General features: G+C 64.8%; 22 protein-coding genes and 1 pseudogene. 12 read left to right on the top strand and 11 right to left on the bottom strand.

Going from position 1 to position 18,183, the window contains the following annotated elements; all coding sequences use genetic code 11:
* Nucleotides 1-21: 21 nt before the first annotated feature.
* The 4 genes from IVA88_RS12130 to IVA88_RS12115 all read left to right on the top strand — a co-directional run bounded on the left by IVA88_RS12130 (nt 22) and on the right by IVA88_RS12115 (nt 3,573).
* On the top strand, nt 22-1,638 hold the full coding sequence (locus IVA88_RS12130; protein WP_247497513.1) for a flagellar hook-length control protein FliK: 1,617 nt from the start codon (nt 22-24) through the stop codon (nt 1,636-1,638).
* The gene (locus tag IVA88_RS12125) at nt 1,635-1,895 is read left to right on the top strand and encodes an EscU/YscU/HrcU family type III secretion system export apparatus switch protein (RefSeq protein WP_085351295.1); all 261 of its coding nucleotides are present in this window, start codon (nt 1,635-1,637) and stop codon (nt 1,893-1,895) included. Before IVA88_RS12130 ends, IVA88_RS12125 begins: the two co-directional genes overlap by 4 nt.
* 127 nt (nt 1,896-2,022) lie before the next feature.
* On the top strand, nt 2,023-2,841 hold the full coding sequence (locus tag IVA88_RS12120; protein ID WP_247498005.1) for a penicillin-binding transpeptidase domain-containing protein: 819 nt from the start codon (nt 2,023-2,025) through the stop codon (nt 2,839-2,841).
* 75 nt (nt 2,842-2,916) lie between these two features.
* Nucleotides 2,917-3,573, top strand: a complete 657-nt coding sequence (locus IVA88_RS12115; protein WP_247497512.1) for a carboxymuconolactone decarboxylase family protein — start codon at nt 2,917-2,919, stop codon at nt 3,571-3,573.
* A 107-nt stretch (nt 3,574-3,680) separates the two neighbouring features.
* Here the strand turns inward: IVA88_RS12115 and IVA88_RS12110 are convergent.
* From IVA88_RS12110 to IVA88_RS12100, 3 genes and pseudogenes are all read right to left on the bottom strand, one after another.
* A pseudogene (locus IVA88_RS12110) lies at nt 3,681-3,960 on the bottom strand (carboxymethylenebutenolidase); the annotation flags it as partial.
* Nucleotides 3,961-4,106: 146 nt separating this feature from the next.
* Nucleotides 4,107-4,700 carry a hypothetical protein gene (locus tag IVA88_RS12105; protein WP_247497511.1) on the bottom strand — a complete coding sequence of 198 codons (594 nt, stop codon included), beginning with the start codon at nt 4,698-4,700 and terminating at the stop codon, nt 4,107-4,109.
* Between the two features lie 152 nt (nt 4,701-4,852).
* Nucleotides 4,853-5,257, bottom strand: coding sequence for a DUF4260 domain-containing protein (locus tag IVA88_RS12100; RefSeq protein WP_247497510.1), 405 nt, complete (start codon nt 5,255-5,257; stop codon nt 4,853-4,855).
* Nucleotides 5,258-5,396: 139 nt separating this feature from the next.
* Here IVA88_RS12100 and IVA88_RS12095 point away from each other — a divergent pair, with 139 nt between their 5' ends.
* Nucleotides 5,397-6,929 (top strand): acyl-CoA carboxylase subunit beta, encoded by a 1,533-nt coding sequence (locus IVA88_RS12095; protein ID WP_211399411.1) that lies wholly within the window; start codon nt 5,397-5,399, stop codon nt 6,927-6,929.
* A gap of 108 nt (nt 6,930-7,037) precedes the next feature.
* Nucleotides 7,038-7,385 (top strand): hypothetical protein, encoded by a 348-nt coding sequence (locus IVA88_RS12090; protein WP_247497509.1) that lies wholly within the window; start codon nt 7,038-7,040, stop codon nt 7,383-7,385.
* 9 nt (nt 7,386-7,394) lie between these two features.
* Here the strand turns inward: IVA88_RS12090 and IVA88_RS12085 are convergent, their stop codons facing one another.
* From IVA88_RS12085 to IVA88_RS12075, 3 genes are all read right to left on the bottom strand, one after another.
* The gene (locus tag IVA88_RS12085; protein WP_247497508.1) at nt 7,395-7,547 is read right to left on the bottom strand and encodes a hypothetical protein; all 153 of its coding nucleotides are present in this window, start codon (nt 7,545-7,547) and stop codon (nt 7,395-7,397) included.
* A gap of 92 nt (nt 7,548-7,639) precedes the next feature.
* Nucleotides 7,640-8,293 carry a glutathione S-transferase family protein gene (locus IVA88_RS12080; protein ID WP_247497507.1) on the bottom strand — a complete coding sequence of 218 codons (654 nt, stop codon included), beginning with the start codon at nt 8,291-8,293 and terminating at the stop codon, nt 7,640-7,642.
* 225 nt (nt 8,294-8,518) lie between these two features.
* Nucleotides 8,519-10,477: an alpha/beta hydrolase domain-containing protein gene (locus tag IVA88_RS12075; RefSeq protein ID WP_247497506.1), complete on the bottom strand. Its 1,959-nt coding sequence runs from the start codon at nt 10,475-10,477 to the stop codon at nt 8,519-8,521.
* Between the two features lie 104 nt (nt 10,478-10,581).
* Between IVA88_RS12075 and IVA88_RS12070 the strand changes: the two genes are divergently transcribed.
* Together IVA88_RS12070 and IVA88_RS12065 are read left to right on the top strand one after the other, a co-directional pair.
* A complete protein-coding gene (locus tag IVA88_RS12070) occupies nt 10,582-10,896 on the top strand; it encodes a hypothetical protein (protein ID WP_247497505.1) in 315 nt (104 codons plus the stop codon).
* A gap of 128 nt (nt 10,897-11,024) precedes the next feature.
* Nucleotides 11,025-11,303 carry a twin-arginine translocation signal domain-containing protein gene (locus tag IVA88_RS12065; protein ID WP_247497504.1) on the top strand — a complete coding sequence of 93 codons (279 nt, stop codon included), beginning with the start codon at nt 11,025-11,027 and terminating at the stop codon, nt 11,301-11,303.
* Nucleotides 11,304-11,449: 146 nt separating this feature from the next.
* Here IVA88_RS12065 and IVA88_RS12060 read toward each other — a convergent pair whose 3' ends face one another.
* The 3 genes from IVA88_RS12060 to IVA88_RS12050 all read right to left on the bottom strand — a co-directional run bounded on the left by IVA88_RS12060 (nt 11,450) and on the right by IVA88_RS12050 (nt 13,752).
* Entirely contained in the window at nt 11,450-11,701 is a 252-nt protein-coding gene (locus tag IVA88_RS12060; protein ID WP_247497503.1) for a hypothetical protein, read from the bottom strand.
* 223 nt (nt 11,702-11,924) lie between these two features.
* Entirely contained in the window at nt 11,925-12,935 is a 1,011-nt protein-coding gene (locus IVA88_RS12055) for an alpha/beta hydrolase (protein ID WP_247497502.1), read from the bottom strand.
* 118 nt (nt 12,936-13,053) lie between these two features.
* On the bottom strand, nt 13,054-13,752 hold the full coding sequence (locus IVA88_RS12050) for an ArsR family transcriptional regulator (protein ID WP_247497501.1): 699 nt from the start codon (nt 13,750-13,752) through the stop codon (nt 13,054-13,056).
* Nucleotides 13,753-13,917: 165 nt separating this feature from the next.
* Here IVA88_RS12050 and IVA88_RS12045 point away from each other — a divergent pair, with 165 nt between their 5' ends.
* From IVA88_RS12045 to IVA88_RS12035, 3 genes are read left to right on the top strand one after another with little or no spacing between them, the layout of a single operon-like run.
* On the top strand, nt 13,918-14,226 hold the full coding sequence (locus IVA88_RS12045) for an NIPSNAP family protein (protein WP_007603076.1): 309 nt from the start codon (nt 13,918-13,920) through the stop codon (nt 14,224-14,226).
* 36 nt (nt 14,227-14,262) lie between these two features.
* On the top strand, nt 14,263-14,613 hold the full coding sequence (locus IVA88_RS12040) for an antibiotic biosynthesis monooxygenase (RefSeq protein ID WP_247497500.1): 351 nt from the start codon (nt 14,263-14,265) through the stop codon (nt 14,611-14,613).
* Between the two features lie 51 nt (nt 14,614-14,664).
* Nucleotides 14,665-15,474, top strand: a complete 810-nt coding sequence (locus tag IVA88_RS12035) for an isocitrate lyase/phosphoenolpyruvate mutase family protein (RefSeq protein WP_247497499.1) — start codon at nt 14,665-14,667, stop codon at nt 15,472-15,474.
* Nucleotides 15,475-15,533: 59 nt separating this feature from the next.
* Here IVA88_RS12035 and IVA88_RS12030 read toward each other — a convergent pair whose 3' ends face one another.
* Nucleotides 15,534-15,926, bottom strand: a complete 393-nt coding sequence (locus tag IVA88_RS12030; protein WP_247497498.1) for a hypothetical protein — start codon at nt 15,924-15,926, stop codon at nt 15,534-15,536.
* A 164-nt stretch (nt 15,927-16,090) separates the two neighbouring features.
* Here IVA88_RS12030 and IVA88_RS12025 point away from each other — a divergent pair, with 164 nt between their 5' ends.
* Nucleotides 16,091-16,741 (top strand): trimeric intracellular cation channel family protein, encoded by a 651-nt coding sequence (locus IVA88_RS12025; RefSeq protein ID WP_247497497.1) that lies wholly within the window; start codon nt 16,091-16,093, stop codon nt 16,739-16,741.
* Nucleotide 16,742: 1 nt separating this feature from the next.
* On the opposite strand, the gene IVA88_RS12020 is transcribed toward IVA88_RS12025, so the two are convergent.
* A complete protein-coding gene (locus tag IVA88_RS12020; protein WP_247497496.1) occupies nt 16,743-17,969 on the bottom strand; it encodes a c-type cytochrome in 1,227 nt (408 codons plus the stop codon).
* Nucleotides 17,970-18,183 lie beyond the last annotated feature (214 nt).

Here is an 18,183-nt window from a genome sequence, read left to right as displayed (position 1 = left end):
GCGTTCCCTGGGCCCCTCGCGATGCCGACGCCGATAAGCTCGATCCTTCCCGTCAGTGCTGCCAGCCCTGTTGCTGATGCGGCGACACCCGATCTTGTGCTGCAGGCCGGCAGCGTGGTCGACGCAAAAGTCGTCAGCGTGCTCGCCGACAATCTCGTGCGGATCGCGATCGCCAATCTCTCGATGGATGTGATGTCTGAGGTGTCGCTGACACCAGGACAAAACCTCCAGCTCGCGGTGTCGCAGAGCGACGGCACCATCCGGCTCGCCATTATTATGGGCGGGGCAGGCGATGCGGCCGCCGATCAGGTCACGCTGACGCCGGCTGCGGCCTCGCTGGTGGACAGCCCGCCGCTTGGACCGTCCGCTGCCACGGCACGCAATACCCTCACCCCGTCCGAACAGGCTGCTGTCACAACGGTCTCGGCCGAGGCCGTGACCAAACAGGGCAGCCAAGCGCCGCTGTTCGCCAATCTGGCTGCGGTCGTCACTGGCAGCGATCTGCCGGCGGGGCTGAAGCAGGCGGTGATTGGCGTGCTGGCGCAGCAGGTGCCGCTCAACGCCGGGCTCGATGGCGGCGACATTGAAGCCGCCTTCCAGAAGTCCGGGCTGTTCCTCGAGGCCTCGCTCGCCGCAGGTGCGACGCCGTCCTCCGGCACGATGCCGGACCTGAAGGCGGCATTGCTGGTCCTGCGTCAGACGCTGACGACTCTCGAGACGACCGTGCCACAGGGGGCTGCGATTCCTGCTGCTACTCCGGGGACACCGCAGGTTGCCGCCGCGCCGGCTTCGGCAGCAGGAGAGGCCGCGCCGGCCGCATTGCCGTCAGCCGATGCCGGGATCGCCCAACCGCCGCAAATGCCGCGCAGTACTAATCTCGCTGCGGCCGTACTGGCCGACATTGCTTGCGGTGCCCCGCAGGCCGCGATGCCGCGAACCATATCCGCCGGCCTTGCCGCGAGCCTGCTGCAAGAGATCACGCAAAACCTGCCGCGCATGACCGGCAACGTGCCGGGCTCGAACAAGGCCGTGCCTGACGGACATTTCTTCGAAGCCGCTGCACGCACGACGCCACCGCCGGTTCGCGGCGCGTTGCCGTCGGCGCAATCCATTGCCTCGCCGTCACTCGCACCGGATACGCCGCTCGCTGCGACCGTGCATCGCCTGCTCGACGACACCGATGCCGCGATCGCGCGCCAGACCTTGCTCCAGGTTGCTTCGCTCCCCGATCGCACCGACGCCAGCGGTCACAGGATCGATCCGACCGTGCCGCAGTGGAATTTCGAGATTCCCTTCGCAACGCCGCAGGGCACCGCAATGGCGCAGTTCGAGATCTCGCGCGATGGCGGCAATGAATCCGCCGATCCCGCGAAACGCGCCTGGCGCGCGCGGTTCACGCTCAACGTCGAGCCGGCCGGACCCGTGCACGCTTTGATTACTCTGAACGGTGACAAGACCTTCGTGCGGATGTGGGCGGAGCGGCCGGCGACCGCACAACAGCTCCGCGCCGGAATCGGTGAGCTCAACCAGGCCCTGACCAGGGCCGAGCTCAAGCCCGGCGACATCCTGGTCCGCGTGGGCACCCCGCCACAGCCCGCACCGGCTCGTGCCGGCCACTTCCTGGATCGCGCCACATGAGCGACCCGTCGAAGCTTGCGATTGCGCTACATTACGAGAGGGGCAGCAACGCGCCTGTCGTCGTCGCCAAGGGCAAGGGCACGATCGGCGAAAAAATTGTCGAGATCGCCAAGGCCAACGACATCCCGATCGAGGAGAACGAGATCTTGGCCGGCGCGCTGTCCAAGGTCGAGCTCGGCGAGGAGATCCCGCCCGACCTCTACAAGGCCGTCGCCGAAGTGCTGGTGTTCGTGCTGCGGCTGTCGGGCAGGCGGTAGAGCATGATCCGGAAAAGTGTGCAGCGGTTTTCCGAAGAGATCATGCTCAAGAAATAACCCGTCATCGTTTCACCACGATAACGGCTGCATGGTCGCGGCCACTTTCATCGTTCAATGGACATCGCTCTTGATCAGCCGCCGTTCCACCCTCGGCCTTCTCGCCGCAACTGCTATCCTGCCACAGCGCTCGTTCGCCCACGTCGCCCCGCCCCGCAACGAAATACGCGACGGCCTGGCAAAGCGCTTCACCGACCTCGGCACATCAGGCACCTTCGTCGGCTACAAGGTCGAGGATTATCTGATCGTCGCCAGCGACAAGGAACGTTCGGGCGAAGCCAAGCTGCCAGCCTCGACCTTCAAGATTCCGAACTCGCTGATCGCGCTGGAGACCGGCGTGGTGGCTGATCCCGACAAGGACATATTTCCCTGGGACGGCGTGAAGCGACCGATCGAAGCCTGGAACAAGGACCATACGCTGCGTAGCGCGATCGCGGTGAGCGCCGTTCCGGTCTATCAGGAGATCGCGCGCCGGATCGGGCAAGAGCGCATGCAAAAACACGTCGATCTGTTCGACTACGGCAATCGCGACATCGGTGGCGGTATCGACCATTTCTGGCTCACCGGCGCCTTGCGCACCGATCCGGTCGAGCAGGTCGATTTCGTCGACAGGCTGCGCCGCCGGGCGCTGCCGATCTCCAAGCGCAGCCAGGATCTCGTCGCTGACATCCTGCCTGTGACCAAGGTCGGCGACAGCGTCATTCGCGCCAAGTCCGGGCTGCTTGGCGCCGAGCGCGGCGAGCCGTCGCTTGGCTGGATGGTAGGCTGGGCCGAGAAGGGCGAAGCGCACACCGTGTTCGCGCTCAATATGGACTGCAAGGAGCCGCGTCTGGTCGGCGAGCGCATGCCGCTGACGCAAGCCTGCCTTGCCGAGATCGGCGCCATCTAGCGCTACCGCGCTGGCGCCGCTCGACTAGCATCTCCCGGCCGAGAAAACTGAGCGAATAAAAACCGGGAGGACAAAATGAACTCAACGCCGCTATGGCTGTCGTCGCTCACGCTTGCCGCCGCAGGCGGCTGGCTTGCCGCCACGATGTTTGCAGCGCCCGCCACCAGCAAGGAGCCGCGCTTTCCGCAGCTCACGATGGACCAGCTCGACGCCAAGCAGAAGCCGCTCGGCGAGCAGATCATGAAGGTGTCGAGCGTCGGCATCGGCGGGCCCTACAATCCGATGATCCGCAGCCCGGTGCTCGGCCAGCGCCTGTTCGACCTGTTCCACTATCTGCGCTGGGAAACCTCGGTCCCGACAAAACTCAACGAGTTTGCGATTTTGATCATCGGGCGGCAGTGGCGCTCGCAGGTCGAGTGGTACGCCCATGCGCCGCTCGCGGCCAAGGCTGGCCTGTCGGCCGACACCATCGCGGACCTGAAGGCCAACAAGCGGCCATCGAACATGGCCGAGGACGAGGCCGTCGTCTACGACTTCGTCACCGAGCTCACCACGACGAAGAAGATCGGCGACGGAACTTATGCGCGCGCGAAGAAGACTTTCAATGACCAGCAGATCGTCGACCTCACCGCGCTCGCCGGCAATTATGTGATGGTCGCCATGCTGCTCGCAATGGCGGAGGAGACCGTGCCGCCGGACAAGCACGAGCCGTTCAAGCCGGGTGAACCGTAGCCTCCGCCATTGCGAGGAGCGAAGCCACGAAGCAATCCAGAACGCGTCCGTGGAACGACTCTGGATTGCTTCGCTGCACTCGCAACGACGGAGTATGTCGCGCCGGCCTAACCCAGTTTGAACAGCGCCTGCAAAAGCTCCTCCACGGCCTTGCGCGATTCCGCAGCAGTCGTTGAATTGCCGCCGACATGCGGATTGAGCTCGACGCAGGAATCCTTGTAGGTGAACGGCGCTTTCGTATCGTTCGTTGATCAGGACGCCGCCATCGCCTTCGCGAATCCGGCAGTTGCGCACGCTCTGCGCGCCCGTGGACACGGCGACCGTATTGACGCCGAGCAGCCCGCTGTCAAAGCCGTGCGCACCGTCCGGGTATTCGGCCAGCACCACATGCGCTCGCAAGAGTGGGAGCTTGGGACGTGGACGCTTCCACGGCGTCATGGCCGGGCACGACCTTCCTTATCGGCTTCAAAGAACGTGGATGGCCGGGACAAGCCCGGGCATGACGACCAATTGTGAATGTGATTGCGTGGGCCTCAGGCGGGATCGGCCTTCTTGACCGTCAGCGCCTGGTCGATCGCAAAACCGCCGATCTCGCTCATCGCCTGCGAGATCACGTCCCCCTTGCGGGCAAAGCCGGCGGAGAGAAAGTCGAACTGGGTGCGCGCCAGCCGCAGCACCTCGATCGGCACGGAGATGGCGGTCTCGTTGAAACTGTCGACCGAGGCGTGCAGCGTCTCCAGCTCGCTTGTAAGCTTGCCGATATGGCTCTCCGCTTGCTGCATCAGGCCGAGCAGGCTGCCGCGCTCGGCATCAAATGCCGCGCGCTCGGCGGCCGCGGCCGCGGTGACCTCGGCGAGCTGGCTGCGCAGCCCGTCAATTTGCTTGACCATGGCGTCGGACGCCATCTCACCGGCCTCGCGCAGCTCGGTGTTGCGCGTGTTCTCTTCGTGCTCCCGGTGATAGAGGCGTTCCGCCGACATCGCCCGTTGCGCCAGCGACTCGATCAGCGCGGCCGCGCGCAGCAGCATCTCGCCGTTCCGCCCCGACACCATGCTGGCCATGCGTCGCAGGAAGTCGGTGGTTTCGGACGAAGGGTTCGGCGGCAGTGGGACGACCGTCGCGGACATGAGGTGATGCTTGCAGCCGGAAATGATGACCGCCGCCGTACCGACTGGGCTCACGCAACATTCGGCGCCTGATCGTAACTCTGGAGCAAGCCTGAATCGGCAGTTCCGGTCAACCGGGCCGGGCCACCAAATTTGCGCGCGGTGGCGGGGGGTCAGGTGTCCGTCTGCCGGCCGATCCGGCCGAGATGGGTGAAGCCGAAGCCGGCCGAGTATTTCAGGCCATAACCCAGAGCCCGGTCGATGCCGATATGGGCGAGCCAGATCAAGGCGATGGACAGGGTGAGCGGCGAGGCGAGGCCGAAGCCGAGCGTCATCAGCGTCACCGGCGCCATGTAGCTGTGGGCGGCGTTGTAGACCAGCGCCCCGAATTTGGCGTCGGCCAGATAGGCGAGGAAGCTCAGATCGGGCACGAGGAAGAGCAGGGCAAAGACCAACCAGGAGCCGTCCCAGGTCCAGTACAGCATCACCATCCCCACAAACAGGGTCAGGCCCTCCAGCCGCAGCAGGATGTTGACGCCGCCCGTCACCGAACCGGTCTCGGCCGTTCCTTCGCTCATGCTCGTCTCCCAGGCAAAACGTTGTAATCCCTCACGGTTTCAGCGCCAACAGGGCAGCCCTGCGAGGCCGAAAGGGCGCTTTCCGGCCCGCAAAATGCCGTGTTAGAACCCCGCATCACTTAAGAACTGGCGGGAGCAAATGAAACACATCCTGGACGCCCTTGAAGACCGTCGCGCCGGCGCAAAGCTCGGCGGCGGGGAGAAGCGCATCGAGGCGCAGCACGCCCGCGGCAAGCTGACCGCCCGCGAGCGCATCGAGCTCTTGCTCGACAAGGGATCGTTCGAGGAATTCGACATGTTCGTCGAGCACCGCTCCACCGAGTTCGGCATGGAGAAGAACAAGGTGCCCGGCGACGGCGTCGTCACCGGCTGGGGCACCGTCAACGGCCGCAAGACCTTTGTGTTCGCCAAGGATTTCACCGTGTTCGGCGGCTCGCTGTCCGAGACCCACGCGCTGAAGATCACAAAGCTCCAGGACATGGCGATGAAGGCGCGGGCGCCCATCATCGGCCTCTATGACGCGGGCGGCGCCCGCATCCAGGAGGGCGTCGCCGCGCTCGCCGGCTATTCCTACGTGTTCCGCCGCAACGTGCTCGCCTCGGGCGTGATCCCGCAGATCTCGGTGATCATGGGCCCCTGCGCCGGCGGCGACGTCTATTCGCCGGCCATGACCGACTTCATCTTCATGGTGAAGAACACCAGCTACATGTTCGTCACCGGCCCCGACGTCGTGAAGACCGTCACGAACGAGGTCGTCACGGCGGAAGAGCTCGGCGGCGCCTCGGTGCACGCGACGCGCTCCTCGATCGCGGACGGTGCCTTCGAAAACGACGTCGAGACGCTGCTGCAGATGCGGCGCCTGATCGACTTCCTGCCGTCCAACAACACCGACGGCGTACCGGAATGGCCGAGTTTTGACGACATCGGCCGGGTCGACATGTCGCTGGACACGCTGATCCCGGACAATCCGAACAAGCCCTACGATATGAAGGAGCTGATCCTCAAGGTCGTGGACGAGGGCGACTTCTTCGAGATCGCGGACGCCTTTGCCAAGAACATCGTCACCGGCTTCGGCCGCATCGCCGGCCGCACGGTGGGCTTCGTCGCGAACCAGCCGATGGTGCTCGCCGGCGTGCTCGACAGCGATGCCTCACGGAAAGCCGCGCGCTTCGTTCGTTTCTGCGATGCCTTCAACATCCCGATCGTCACCTTCGTCGATGTGCCGGGCTTTTTGCCGGGCACCGCGCAGGAATATGGCGGCCTGATCAAGCACGGCGCAAAACTGCTGTTTGCGTACTCGCAGTGCACCGTGCCGCTGGTCACCATCATCACCCGCAAGGCCTATGGCGGCGCCTTCGACGTCATGGCCTCCAAGGAGATCGGTGCCGACATGAACTACGCCTGGCCGACCGCCCAGATCGCCGTGATGGGCGCCAAGGGCGCCGTCGAGATCATCTTCCGCGCCGATATCGGCGACCCCGACAAGATCGCCGCGCGCACCAAGGAGTACGAAGATCGATTCCTGTCCCCCTTCATCGCCGCCGAGCGCGGCTACATCGACGACGTCATCATGCCGCACTCGACCCGCAAGCGCATCGCGCGGGCGTTGTCGATGCTGAAGGACAAGAAGGTGGAAACGCCGGCGAAGAAGCACGACAATTTGCCGTTGTGAGGGCGTAGCCCGGATGAGCGTAGCGACATCCGGGTTTTCTTCCAAGTCCCGCATGTCGTTCTTCTCATGCGGGCTACTGGTTTCTTCTGACTTGGTACTCGCGATCCAATGACCGAAGACGATCCGACCGACGAAATCTCCGACATTGAAGCTCGGATCGAGCGGCTAGCCGAGATTGCCGAGCGGTGCCGGAAGTACATCCTGGCATCCAAGATCGCCATCGGTGGCGGAGGCACGTTGCTGTTGACTACGATCCTCGGCTTGTTGGGATCAGGTCAGACTACCGCGCTCGGATCGATCGCTCTGGTGCTGGGCGGGATCGTCTCGCTTGGCTCGAACGTCAGCACGTTGCGGCAGACGAGTGAGGCCATCAGTGCGGCGGAGGCGCGCCGTTCGGCGTTGATCGGGAGCATCGACTTGCGCGTGGTCGCGGATGCGCCGATGAAGCTCGTGTAACGAACTGCCTTACGCCGCAACCCTGCGCGTCAGCACCTGCAACTCCGTGCGGCACTCGGCTGCGAACGCCTGAAGGCGCTCCGCGGCGTGCTGGTCGAGGATCGCTTTTGCCAGCCGCTCGGCGCGGGCGAGCTGGTCTTTGAGATATTCGATGCGGGCCATGTGTCACCTTTTGCCCTGATGAATTGAAGCCAATTGCTTCGTTGCGATGGCTGGAGCGTATGGCAGACGCCAGGCTAGTTATGTGCGGCACGTCACGCAGATCGTGCCGTGTCCGCGGCGGCGAAATGCGCCATCTGGTCGGCGCGGGCCTTGACGAAAGCCGGGCGGCTCGTGGCGCGCGCGACATAGGCGCGGCAGGCCGGTTGCTCCGTCAGTCCATCGAAATGATCGACGAGGCGCAGCACGTCCGCCATCAGGACGTCGGCGACGGAGAAGGGTCCCGCGAGCCATTCGCGCGCCCCCAGCACCGGCTCCATGTGCTTGAGGCGGAGCTTGAGGAAGTCGTCGAAGAACTTCACGGCCGGTGAGCCGTCGTCATTGCCGGTAAATCTGAAGAGCGCCCAAGGCAGGCTCGCCATCTCCACCGAATTGAGCGCCGCAAACACCCACTTGATCGCCTCGCTGCGACCGCGCGGGTCGGCGGGCATCAGCTTTGCGCTGCGCTCACCCAGATGAAGCAGGATCGCGCCGCTCTCGAAGATCGAGGTGTCTCCATCGATGAGCCACGGCACCTGGCCGAACGGCTGGTGCGCGAAATGCGCGGCACCGCGATCATCGAACGGCACGCTGGCGACGCGATAGGGCAAGGCGGCCTCCTCGAGCGCCCAGCGCACGCGGAGGTCGCGCACGAAGCCGCGCGGGAGTTCGGGAACCCAATTGAAGGTGGTGAGAGTGAGGTCGGGCATGCGGCGTCTCCGTGCTGTCTGGGCATAGGACGGATGGGGGGACCGCATTCCGACAGCGATGGGGCATTTTTTCACACCGTCATGGCCGGGCTTGTCCCGGCCATCCACGTCTATTCCTGCCTATGGCCAAGAACGTGGATGCCCGGGACAAGCCCGGGCAAGACGAGTTTGTGGAAAGGGCGAACCGCATCGTGAGCATTTAAACCGCGGTTGCCGTCGGCTCTCTCACTGCCCGAGCTTCGCCAGCTTGCCTTGCTTTGCCGCCTCGACCGCGCGCTCCGCATCCTCCGGCAGCAGCAATCGCTCCGCGACCTGCCGCGCGGCCTCGCGCCGCACCGCAGCGACATACGCGCCGTCATCCGCATATCGCTCTGCGATCGATAGCCGCGGGTCATGCACTTCCTTGCGCGCGGCCTCGGTTGGTGCGAACGGCACGACTGCGCCTTGCAGCGGATAGAGCGCTGTCGGGCCAAATCCCTGCGCCCGCGGATTCCACGCCGTGTAGGTCGCGCGCGGCACCGCCAATGCGAGCTGGCGGATCCCCGCAATCGCCATGCCGTCAGTGTCCGCCTTCGGCACGAACACGGGATAGCGGCCGATCTCCTTCGGTGGCAGCACGCTCTGGTCGGAGAAGGCGGCGAGCGTGTGGATGCCGGCGTAGGGCAGGCCGGGGATATCCGTCGGCACCGCACCTTGCGCGGTGACCAGCGTGCCGTGGGCGCGCATCGGAACGCGACTAGCGGGCGGCTTTGTACCGTCGCTGATCCAGGCGTTGAGGTCGGTGAGCAGGGCGCGCATCGGCCCGCCCGCATGCATCGGGTTTTGCGGCAGCGACATCGCCGGCAAGGCCCTGCGCATCACGTCGGAGGCTTCGGCGAAATGCGGCGTGCCCGCGATCATGTAGGCGCGGAGGTTGTCGGGGAGGTCGAGATGATTGCCGGCGAGATCGGTCACGAGCAGCGAGGCGTGCGAAGCCCACCATTCGTGCTCACTGTCGGTCTGCATCACCTTCGGACACGTCGCCGAGAGCGCGCAGCGGCGAAGCAGGCCGTCGGTCTTGCCGGAGTAGGGGTCGCTGAGGCTCGCATAGGTGAAGGGGAAGAGATCGGCTTGCCACGCCGGATCCTGCGGATGGCGCGGGTTGCGGCCGGGCTGGCCGAATCGAACGTTGGTCGCCATCCGCCGCGTGCCCGCGACATGCGGCATCAATCCGTCGAACACGGTGCGTCCCGAGAGATCCTCGTTGAAGCCGAGATAGAGGTAGTCGCGCAGGAAGCGGCCGGATTGCGAGACGCCGAAGCCGATGGCGCGGCTGACGGACGCATGCAGGCCGCTCAGCAGCGGGTTCGCCGACGTCTCGTCGTGGCGGAGGAAGCTGATGACGTCGCGCACGGCGGCATAGCCCATGCCGAGCGGCACCGGATCGCGTGCAGTGTAGGTGATCTCGTAGAGCGCGCCCGCGTCAAAACCGTCGGGCCTGGCAATCTCCACCGTCGCGGGATCGATCAGTTTCGCGGAGAGACCGGACGGTGTCTGCCGGGCGTCGGCCCAGGCGGCGCGCACCGTGATGTTGAGATTGGCGGGGTCAGCGGCGGGCCAAATCAGCGTCGCGCGCGCAGGATTGGTCGTGTTGTCGAAGACGAATTCTTCGCGCGCGGGTCCCGTGACGCTCTTGAGCACCGGCGCCGTCATCGCGAGCTGTCCCGGCCTGGAGGCGATGTCGCCCTGCCAGCCGACCCAGACCATCGTAAAACCCTGGCGGTGCAGGAAGCCGATGCCGGCGTCCTCGGCCTTGTCCGCATTGTTGGCGCCGGGCTGGGCGGAATCGTCGAACAGTTGCGGCGCCAGCTTGCGGCCGCGGTTGGGCACTTCCAGCAGCAGCGTGCCGTTGCCATGTGTGGGATCGCTGGGCCGGAGGATCACGACGTCGGCGGCGGCCTCGACCTTTCCGTTCGCATTGCGCGGCGCGAGCGCGAGATCGGTGATGACGGCGTTGCGGTCGTCGGCGGGGTTGAGTGCGATGGTCGCGCGTGCGGTGATGCGCTCGTAGGTTCCGACATTGCCGAAGTTGCGCCCGGCAAAGGCGGGCTCGCGCGCGAGGATGTCGAAGCGCACGATTTCGGCGGGTGAGGCGGCCGGCCACAGCGAGGCGATCGCAATGAGACCCGTGATGATCCTGCGCATGGCCATTCCCCCTTACAGGCGCGACGACAAAATCCGCCGCGCGGGCTTTTTGTTGCCGCCACTATAACCGGGTAAGCTAACGCCAAACAACAGGAGGAAATCCGATGCCGTCAGCCTTCTTCGTCGTCCGCGCCACCGTCACCGACGCCGGCAAGCGCGCCGCGTTCGACACATGGTACGAGACGGAACATTTGCCCGACGCGGTAAAGGCGTTTGGCGTCGCTAAGGCCTGGCGGTTCTGGAGCCTGGACGATCCCTCGCTGCATCAGGCCATGTATCAGTTCGACGATGAGGCCAAGCTAGCTGCGATGCTGAAGGGCGATGCGCTGACGCAGCTGGTGGCCGATTTCAAGCGCGATTGGCCCGACGTGACGCGCACGCGCGAGTTGCTGGTGCTGGCGCAGGAGTTTGGGGAGTAGTGCCCGGGCTACAGGCCGTCACTGCCCGTTTCGCAAGAATCTGAACGCACGATTCAGCTTCGGTTCATGTCGTCACCGCGACACTCGCCTCTGCATCACTGGCACGACCATCCAAGAGGAAAGAAGTCATGGAGCGCCGGAACTTTTTGAAATTTGCAATTGGTGTCGCGGCCGGAGCTGCCGCGTTCACGACCGCCGCACAGGCCGCGCCGCTGGCGCCGCAGCCGCTCGGTGATCCCAGCATGCCGCAACGCAATCCAGACGCTCATCCCGCCGTCACCAACAGCGAAGAGGCTACGCAGTTGAAGCCCGAGCAGGTGCACTGGCACGGCCGCCACCGTCATTGGGGCTGGCGCCGCCGTCACTGGGGTTGGCATCGCCGGCGCTGGCACCGCCGCCATTGGTAAGCTTCGCGCAAGCCGGGCTTGAAAGGGGATCGCGATTGCGGTCCCCTATTTGATTCGAAGCCGTCCGACGCGACGTCAGGCGCTCAAAAAGAAAATGGCCGCGCATGCTTCGCCGCGCGGCCATTTCGCAATGCGAAAAAACGAGATCAGTACGGGCGGCAGCGGCCGGCGTACCAGCGGAGGCCGTAGGGGCACGCGCGCGCGCGTGGCACGACGACGACAGGGGCCGGGGCAACCACGATCGGACCCGGGCGGACAACGACAGCACCGCGCATCGGGCGGCAGTTGCCATAGGCGCCGCGATACCAGCCGGGGCCGCAGCCGCCGGCGGCGCTGGCCGCTTCGCTGAAACCAACGACCGCGCTGGCGAGCATCGCGGCGGCGAGCAGATATTTCATTTGATCTTCCTTCTTGTCCTTGGGGCAGATTCTTGGGGCAGATTCTTGGGGGGAGGTTGGGCAGATTCTAGGAGGACTTGGCGCGTGCACAATGAATCAAAAGACACGCTTCGACATGTTAAATTTTGCAACATGCCGATACGGCGCACCCCAAATCTGCCAATCATGACCTGAATGCGGCATGAACGTTCCCCGCACGCGGCCTCGGACGACAGCAATGACGCTAGTGGCCGAGAAAGCCCAGCACCAGCTCATTGTACTTCTCCGGTGATTCCAGGAAGACGAGATGACCGGTGTCCGGGATCACCTCGGCCCGCGCATTCGGCATCTTCGCGGCCAGCGCCTTCGCCAGCTCGGCGTTCTGCCCCATCTTCGCGCGCAGCGCCTCCGGCGCGTTCGGCCGGCCCGGTGCGTTGTGATCGTCGGCACCCATGATGAACAGCGTCGGCGCGGTGATCAGTGCGACCTCGTGCGCCACCGGCTCGCGATAGATCATCTGGCCGGAGCTGACGAAGGCACGCAGCCAGTGCGGATAATCAGGACTGCCCTTGATGTTGAAGCGGGCGTCGATGAACGGCGTGATCGCCTCCGCCGGCAGTTTGATCGCATAATTGGTCTCGAGCTGCTTGCGATAGCCATCGGCGGTGAGCTTGTCCTCGGTCTCGATGATCTTCTCGGTCGGCGTCGGCGGCACATAGAGGCGGTAGTCTTCCAGCCCAATTGGCGCCGTCAGAACAAGGTGAGCGACGCGGTCGGGATAGGCGCGGGCGATGCGCACGCCCAGCATGCCGCCGAGCGAATGGGCGACGATCTCGGCCTTGTCGATTTTGAGATGATCGAGCAGTGCGATGGTGTTGCGCGCGAGCGTGTCGAAATGCAGCTCGCCCGTCGGCTTGGAGGATTTGCCGAAGCCGATTTGGTCCGGCACCACGACGCGGTAGCCGGCCTCGCTCAACATCTTGATGACGGGTGCCCAGTAGCTCGACGGGAAATTGCGCCCGTGCAGCAGCACGACGGTGCGGCCGTTCGGCTGCGCAGGCGGCACGTCCATATAAGCCATGCTGAGCTGCTCGCCATCGTTGAGAACGGGCAGCAGGTGCACGGGATAGGGATAGGCAAAACCTTCGAGCGCGATGCCGTAGGGCTCGCGCGGGGCGGTGTCGGCGGCGCGAGCGGAGGTGAATGGCGAAGCGAGCAGGGCGGCGGCAAGCGCGACCGGGAGGATACGGTTCATGGGCGTCTCTGATGTGTGGCACCGATGGCCATAAACCCGTGGATGGCGGGGTCAAGCCTCGCTCGCGCCGACGGCAGGCGCTCACACGCAAATGTGCAATCTCGCGCGGCTTGCGTGATCAGTTCTGCTCGTTGCCGAACAGCGCGGCAAACTGCTTCTCGCCGGTGCGCGTAAAATTCACCACGCGGCTGCCGGGCGTGGCGTCGCGGGCGGCCCATTTCAGCTCGGCGAAACGCTGCATCATGGCGGCACCGAGCGTGCCCGCGAGATGGTGGCGCCGTTCGCTCCAGTCGAGGCAGGCCTTGCAGACCGGGCGGCGCGGATGGGCGAGCATGTCGGGCGAGATCTGCAGGTGCTTCGCCAGGAAGCGCTCGCCCTCCGCCGTCAGCTCGATCTCCTGCTTCTTCTGCCGGACCAGGTTTCGCGCGCGCAGGGTGTCGAGCATCTGCACGCCGAGATCGCCGGCGAGATGGTCGTAGCAGATCCGCGCACGCCGCAGCGCCGGATCCTTTGGCCCGGTGCGCACGCGCATATGGCCGGTCCGCGCTGCGAGGCCCGCAAGGCCCTCCAGCACGCCGGCAACGTCGTCGTCGGTGAGGCGGTAGTAGCGGTGGCGACCCTGCTTCTCCGGCTCGATGAGGCCGCCGGCCTCGAGCTTGGAAAGATGCGAGCTCGCGGTCTGCGGCGTGATGCCGGCCTCCTGCGCCAGCTCGCTCGCGGTGAGCGCGCGCCCGTTCATCAGCGCCGTAAGCATGTTGGCGCGTGCGGGATCGCCGACGAGCGAGGCGACCAAGGCGATGTCCGGACCGGATTTCATGCTTCGATGGTAGCCGAAGCATTGTGGTGAGGCAAGCGCATAGCGTGGCTTTGCTCATCATTGCGAGGAGCGAAGCGATGAAGCAATCCAGGCTGCCTGCGCGGAGGGATTCCTGGATCGCTTCGCTGCGCTCGCAATGACGATGTGGAACCAGAGGAGCCCATCATGTCCGTCACCGTCTTTATCCGCTATCAGCTCGATCCGTTCAAGCGTGCGCAATTCGAGGAGTATTCGAAGCGCTGGCTCACCATCATCCCGAAATGCGGCGGCGACCTGATCGGCTATTTCATGCCGCACGAGGGCACCAACAACATCGCGTTTGCGCTGATCACCTTCGAGAGTCTGGCTGCGTACGAGGCCTATCGCGCCCGGCTGCGTCAGGATACGGAAGGCATGGCGAACTTCCATTTCGCGGAGGAGCACAAATTCATCCTCGCAGAAGAGCGCACGTTTCTGCGCCAAGTGGTTTTGTAAGTGGTATTGTAGGCCAGCAACTCAAGGAGACTGTCCATGATCGCCGTAATCTTCGAGGTCTGGCCGAAGCCGGAACACCGCCAGGATTATTTCGACCTCGCGGCCGACCTCAAGCCGATCCTGCAAACCATCGACGGCTTCATCTCGGTCGAGCGTTTCGAGAGCCTGACCGAGAAGGGCAAGATTTTGTCGGTGTCGTTCTGGCGGGACGAGGCAGCCGTGCAAGCCTGGCGCAACACGATGGAGCATCGCCGCACGCAAGCGAAAGGCCGCGCAATGATCTTCGCCGACTATCATCTGCGTATCGCCAGCGTCATCCGTGACTACAGCATGAATGATCGCGAGCAGGCGCCGAAGGACAGCCGCGCGGTGCACGACGCGCACTAGCGCCCGCGGCGGCACGTCCCCATCTCTGCGCGGCCAACAAGGGAGAGAAACATGCATGTGACAACTGCTGACAAGCGCGCGACCTTCAGGAAGATGCACGAGAGCGGCTGCTTCATCCTGCCCAATCCGGTCGACGTCGGCAGCGCGAAAGCGTTGCAGCATCTCGGTTTCAAGGCACTCGCGTCGTCGAGCGCGGGTTTTGCCTGGACCATCGGCAAGGCCGATAACCACGTCTCCGTCGAGGACGTCTGTCAGCATCTGGCGGCATTGAGCACGTCCGTCGACATCCCCGTGAACGCGGATTTCGAGGGCGGCTTTGCGGTCGAGCCGGATAAGGTCGCGGACAATGTCGAGCGCTGTGTGCGCACCGGCGTTGCCGGTCTGTCGATCGAGGATTCGACCGGCGACAAGGACAAGCCGATCTACGAGCGCGCGCTCGCAGTGGAGCGCATCAAGGCGTCGCGCAAGGCGATCGGCGATAGCGGCGTGCTGCTGGTCGGCCGCTGCGAGGCGTATCTGTGGGGCGTGACGGATCTCAAGCTCGTGATCGACCGGCTCGCCGCCTATGCCGATGCCGGCGCCGATTGCCTTTACGCGCCGGGCCTGAAGAGCCGTGAGGACATCGCCGCGGTGGTGAAGGCTGTCGCACCCAAACCGTTCAACCTGCTGATCGGCGGCTCCGGGCTGTCATTGCAGGAAGCCGCCGATCTCGGCGTGCGCCGGATCAGCGTCGGCGGTTCACTCGCGCGCGCCGCCTGGGGCGGCTTCATGCGCGCGGCGAAGGAGATGGCGGAGAAGGGGACGTTCACCGAGCTCGGTACCGGCTACCCCGGGGGCGAACTCAACAAGATGTTCAGCTAAAGACAAACGAAAGCGGCGGGATCTGAAATCCCGCCGCTGTCGCATATTGTTGCAAATCGTTACTTCGCGCCATCAGACGGCGCCGGCGTATCCGGGGCCGGCTTGCTCGGCGCGGCGCCCGTGGTTACGCCCGGTCCGGTGTTGGTGCGCGGCGTCACGTCACGCATGCCGGGAGGTGCGGCCGGATTGGTCGCGGGCGCCTGCTGCGCAGTCTGCGTCGCCGGCGCGTTGCTCGCCTGGTTACCGGTGTTCGTGTTGTTCAGGCCGTAGAAAACGGCACCCAGCACCAAGGCGATTGCCACTGCGAACAGGGCTACCTTGCCGCTGGAGGCGGGGCCTTCGCCAAGCTCCGGGTCGACCTGAAGCTGGGCATCCCGTCGCGCCGCGTTGCGATACTCATCATCGGCGAGATTCGGGCGGTACGGATCGTTGGTAAAACGGTCGTCAGCCATCGATTGGGTCTCCTCGATTATTGCGGCTGGACAACCCTTAGATGCGAGATTCAGTTCCGCGCTCCCTAAGGCTTTCGTCGCATGTTGCCCCCGCGCCGGGAATCGGGAACCTGTTCACTTGGGAACCCCAAGCATAAGTTCCGCGGGGGGAAAGGAACAAAACGATGTGGAGCTTGCCGCCGAGCGATAGCGTGCTGCATCTGTTGTCGCTGGTCGCGGTCGCGGCGCAAGGCATGACCGCCGCGCTCGCAGCCGGCCGCCGCAGCATGGACTGGCTCGGCGTCTGCTTCCTCGGCTGCATCACGGCGCTCGGCGGCGGCACCTTGCGCGATCTCTTTCTCGGTCACTATCCTCTGGCCTGGGTGCAAAATCCCATCTACCTCGCACTGGCTGGGGGCGCCGCCTTCCTCACCATTCTGACGGCTCGCCTCGTGCACAGGCTGAAAGTGGCCTTCATCGTGCTCGACGCCATCGGTCTCGTTGTCTTCACCATGGCTGGCTGCGATATCGCCTGGCAGATGGACGCCACGCTGCCAATCGTCATCGTCTCCGGCATGGTGACCGGCTGCGCCGGCGGCGTCTTGCGCGACGTGCTCTGCAACGACGTGCCGCTGCTGTTCCGCTCCGAGCTCTACGCCAGCGTCTCGGTGGTAACGGGACTGTTCTACGCGACCGCCTTCGGCCTCAAGCTGAACGCCGAGCTCTGGACCATTTTGACGTTCGTCCTCGGCATCAGCTTTCGCCTGCTGGCGGTGCGCTACAAATGGGAGATGCCGAAGTTCGTGTTCACAGAACAGGAGGAGCGGGAGCCCTAAACTACGGCTCCTGCTTCCGCGCCTTGGCCACCTGCGCCGGCGTCACCAGCGGGGCGGCATTGCCCCAGGAATTGCGGATGTAGTTCGTTACCGCCGCGATCTCTTCATCGGATAATTGCCTGGCATAGGCCGGCATCTCGCCGGTGTTGGGCGCGCGCGGCGTCGTCACGGTGTGGGCGCCGTCGAGGATGATGCGCAAGGTGGAGGACGGATTGATCGATTGCAGCAGCGCGTTGCCAGGCAGCGGCGGATAGATGCGCGGCGCGCCGGAGCCGTCGGCCTCGTGGCAGGCGATGCAGAGTTTTGCGTAGACGGCCTGGCCGGCTTTCATCTCGGGATCCTCAGGCGGCGTCACCTTCGGCTCGCGCCGCACCGGCGGCAGGTCTTTCAGATACACCGCGATGGCGCGCACATCGGCATCGCTCATCTTCGAGGTCGAGTTGACGATCACCTCCGCCATCGGCCCGCCGGCATGGCTTTTGGCGTTGCGGCCGCTTTGCAGATACTCCGCAATGTCCTGAGCGCTCCACGATTGCAGCCCGCTCCGTGTGGCGCCATCGAGTCGCGGTGCAAACCAGCCGCCGATCTCGTTGCCGGATAGGGCCTGCGCGGTCTTGTCCGCGCCAAAATAGTTCTTCGGCGTATGGCAGGCGCCGCAATGGCTGAGCCCGGTGACCAGATAACCGCCTCTGTTCCACGCCGCGCTCTTGGCCTGGTCCGGCTCGAAAAGGCCGGGTTTGAAAAACAGCAAGTTCCAGGCCCGCATCAGGCCGCGATAGCCAAACGGCCAGCGCAGCTCCGGCGGCTTGTTGCGGCTCGTGACGGCCGCGAGCGTTCCGAGATAGGCCCGGATCGCCAGCGTGTCGTCCTTCGTCATGCGCGTGAAATAGGGGTAGGGGAACGCCGGATAATAGTTCGAGCCGTCGGGTGCGACGCCGGTGCGCACGGCGCGGGTGAAGTCGGCGTCGGACCAGGCGCCGATCCCGGTGTCGCGGTCCGGCGTCAGGTTCGGCGCGTAGATGGCGCCGAACGGCGTGTCGATGCGCTTTCCGCCCGCGAACGGCTTTGTGGGATCGGCGGTGTGGCAGCCCGCACAGTCGCCGGCCTCCACCAGCGCCTTGCCGGAGGCGATCAGCTCCGGCGACGGCTCGGCAGCGACGGCTGCGCTCGCAACCGCACTGCACAACGCCAGACCCACAAGAGCCAAGCCAGCCAGAATCGTCCGCATGAAAGCCTCTCCTGCGACCCATCGACGTCGTCCCGGATGACCGGGCGTCAATTCGTTTCGCGGCGCCGGGGGTATGGTGACACAAATTGAAAATCGCCGATGCCATCGCCGCCACGAAATTGCGATTTTTACCCGGCGCCACCTTTGGTCCAGATTTGTGATGCGGAGCGTGAAATATCCGACATAGAGTGGCGGAGATGGTCGGCGCGCCCTA

The sequence above is a fragment of the Bradyrhizobium sp. 149 genome (assembly GCF_023073915.1).
In the GTDB taxonomy this organism is placed as follows: Bacteria; Pseudomonadota; Alphaproteobacteria; order Rhizobiales; family Xanthobacteraceae; genus Bradyrhizobium.
The sequence above is the reverse complement of the archived record's forward strand: the minus strand, read 5'-3'. Positions and strand labels throughout refer to the sequence as shown.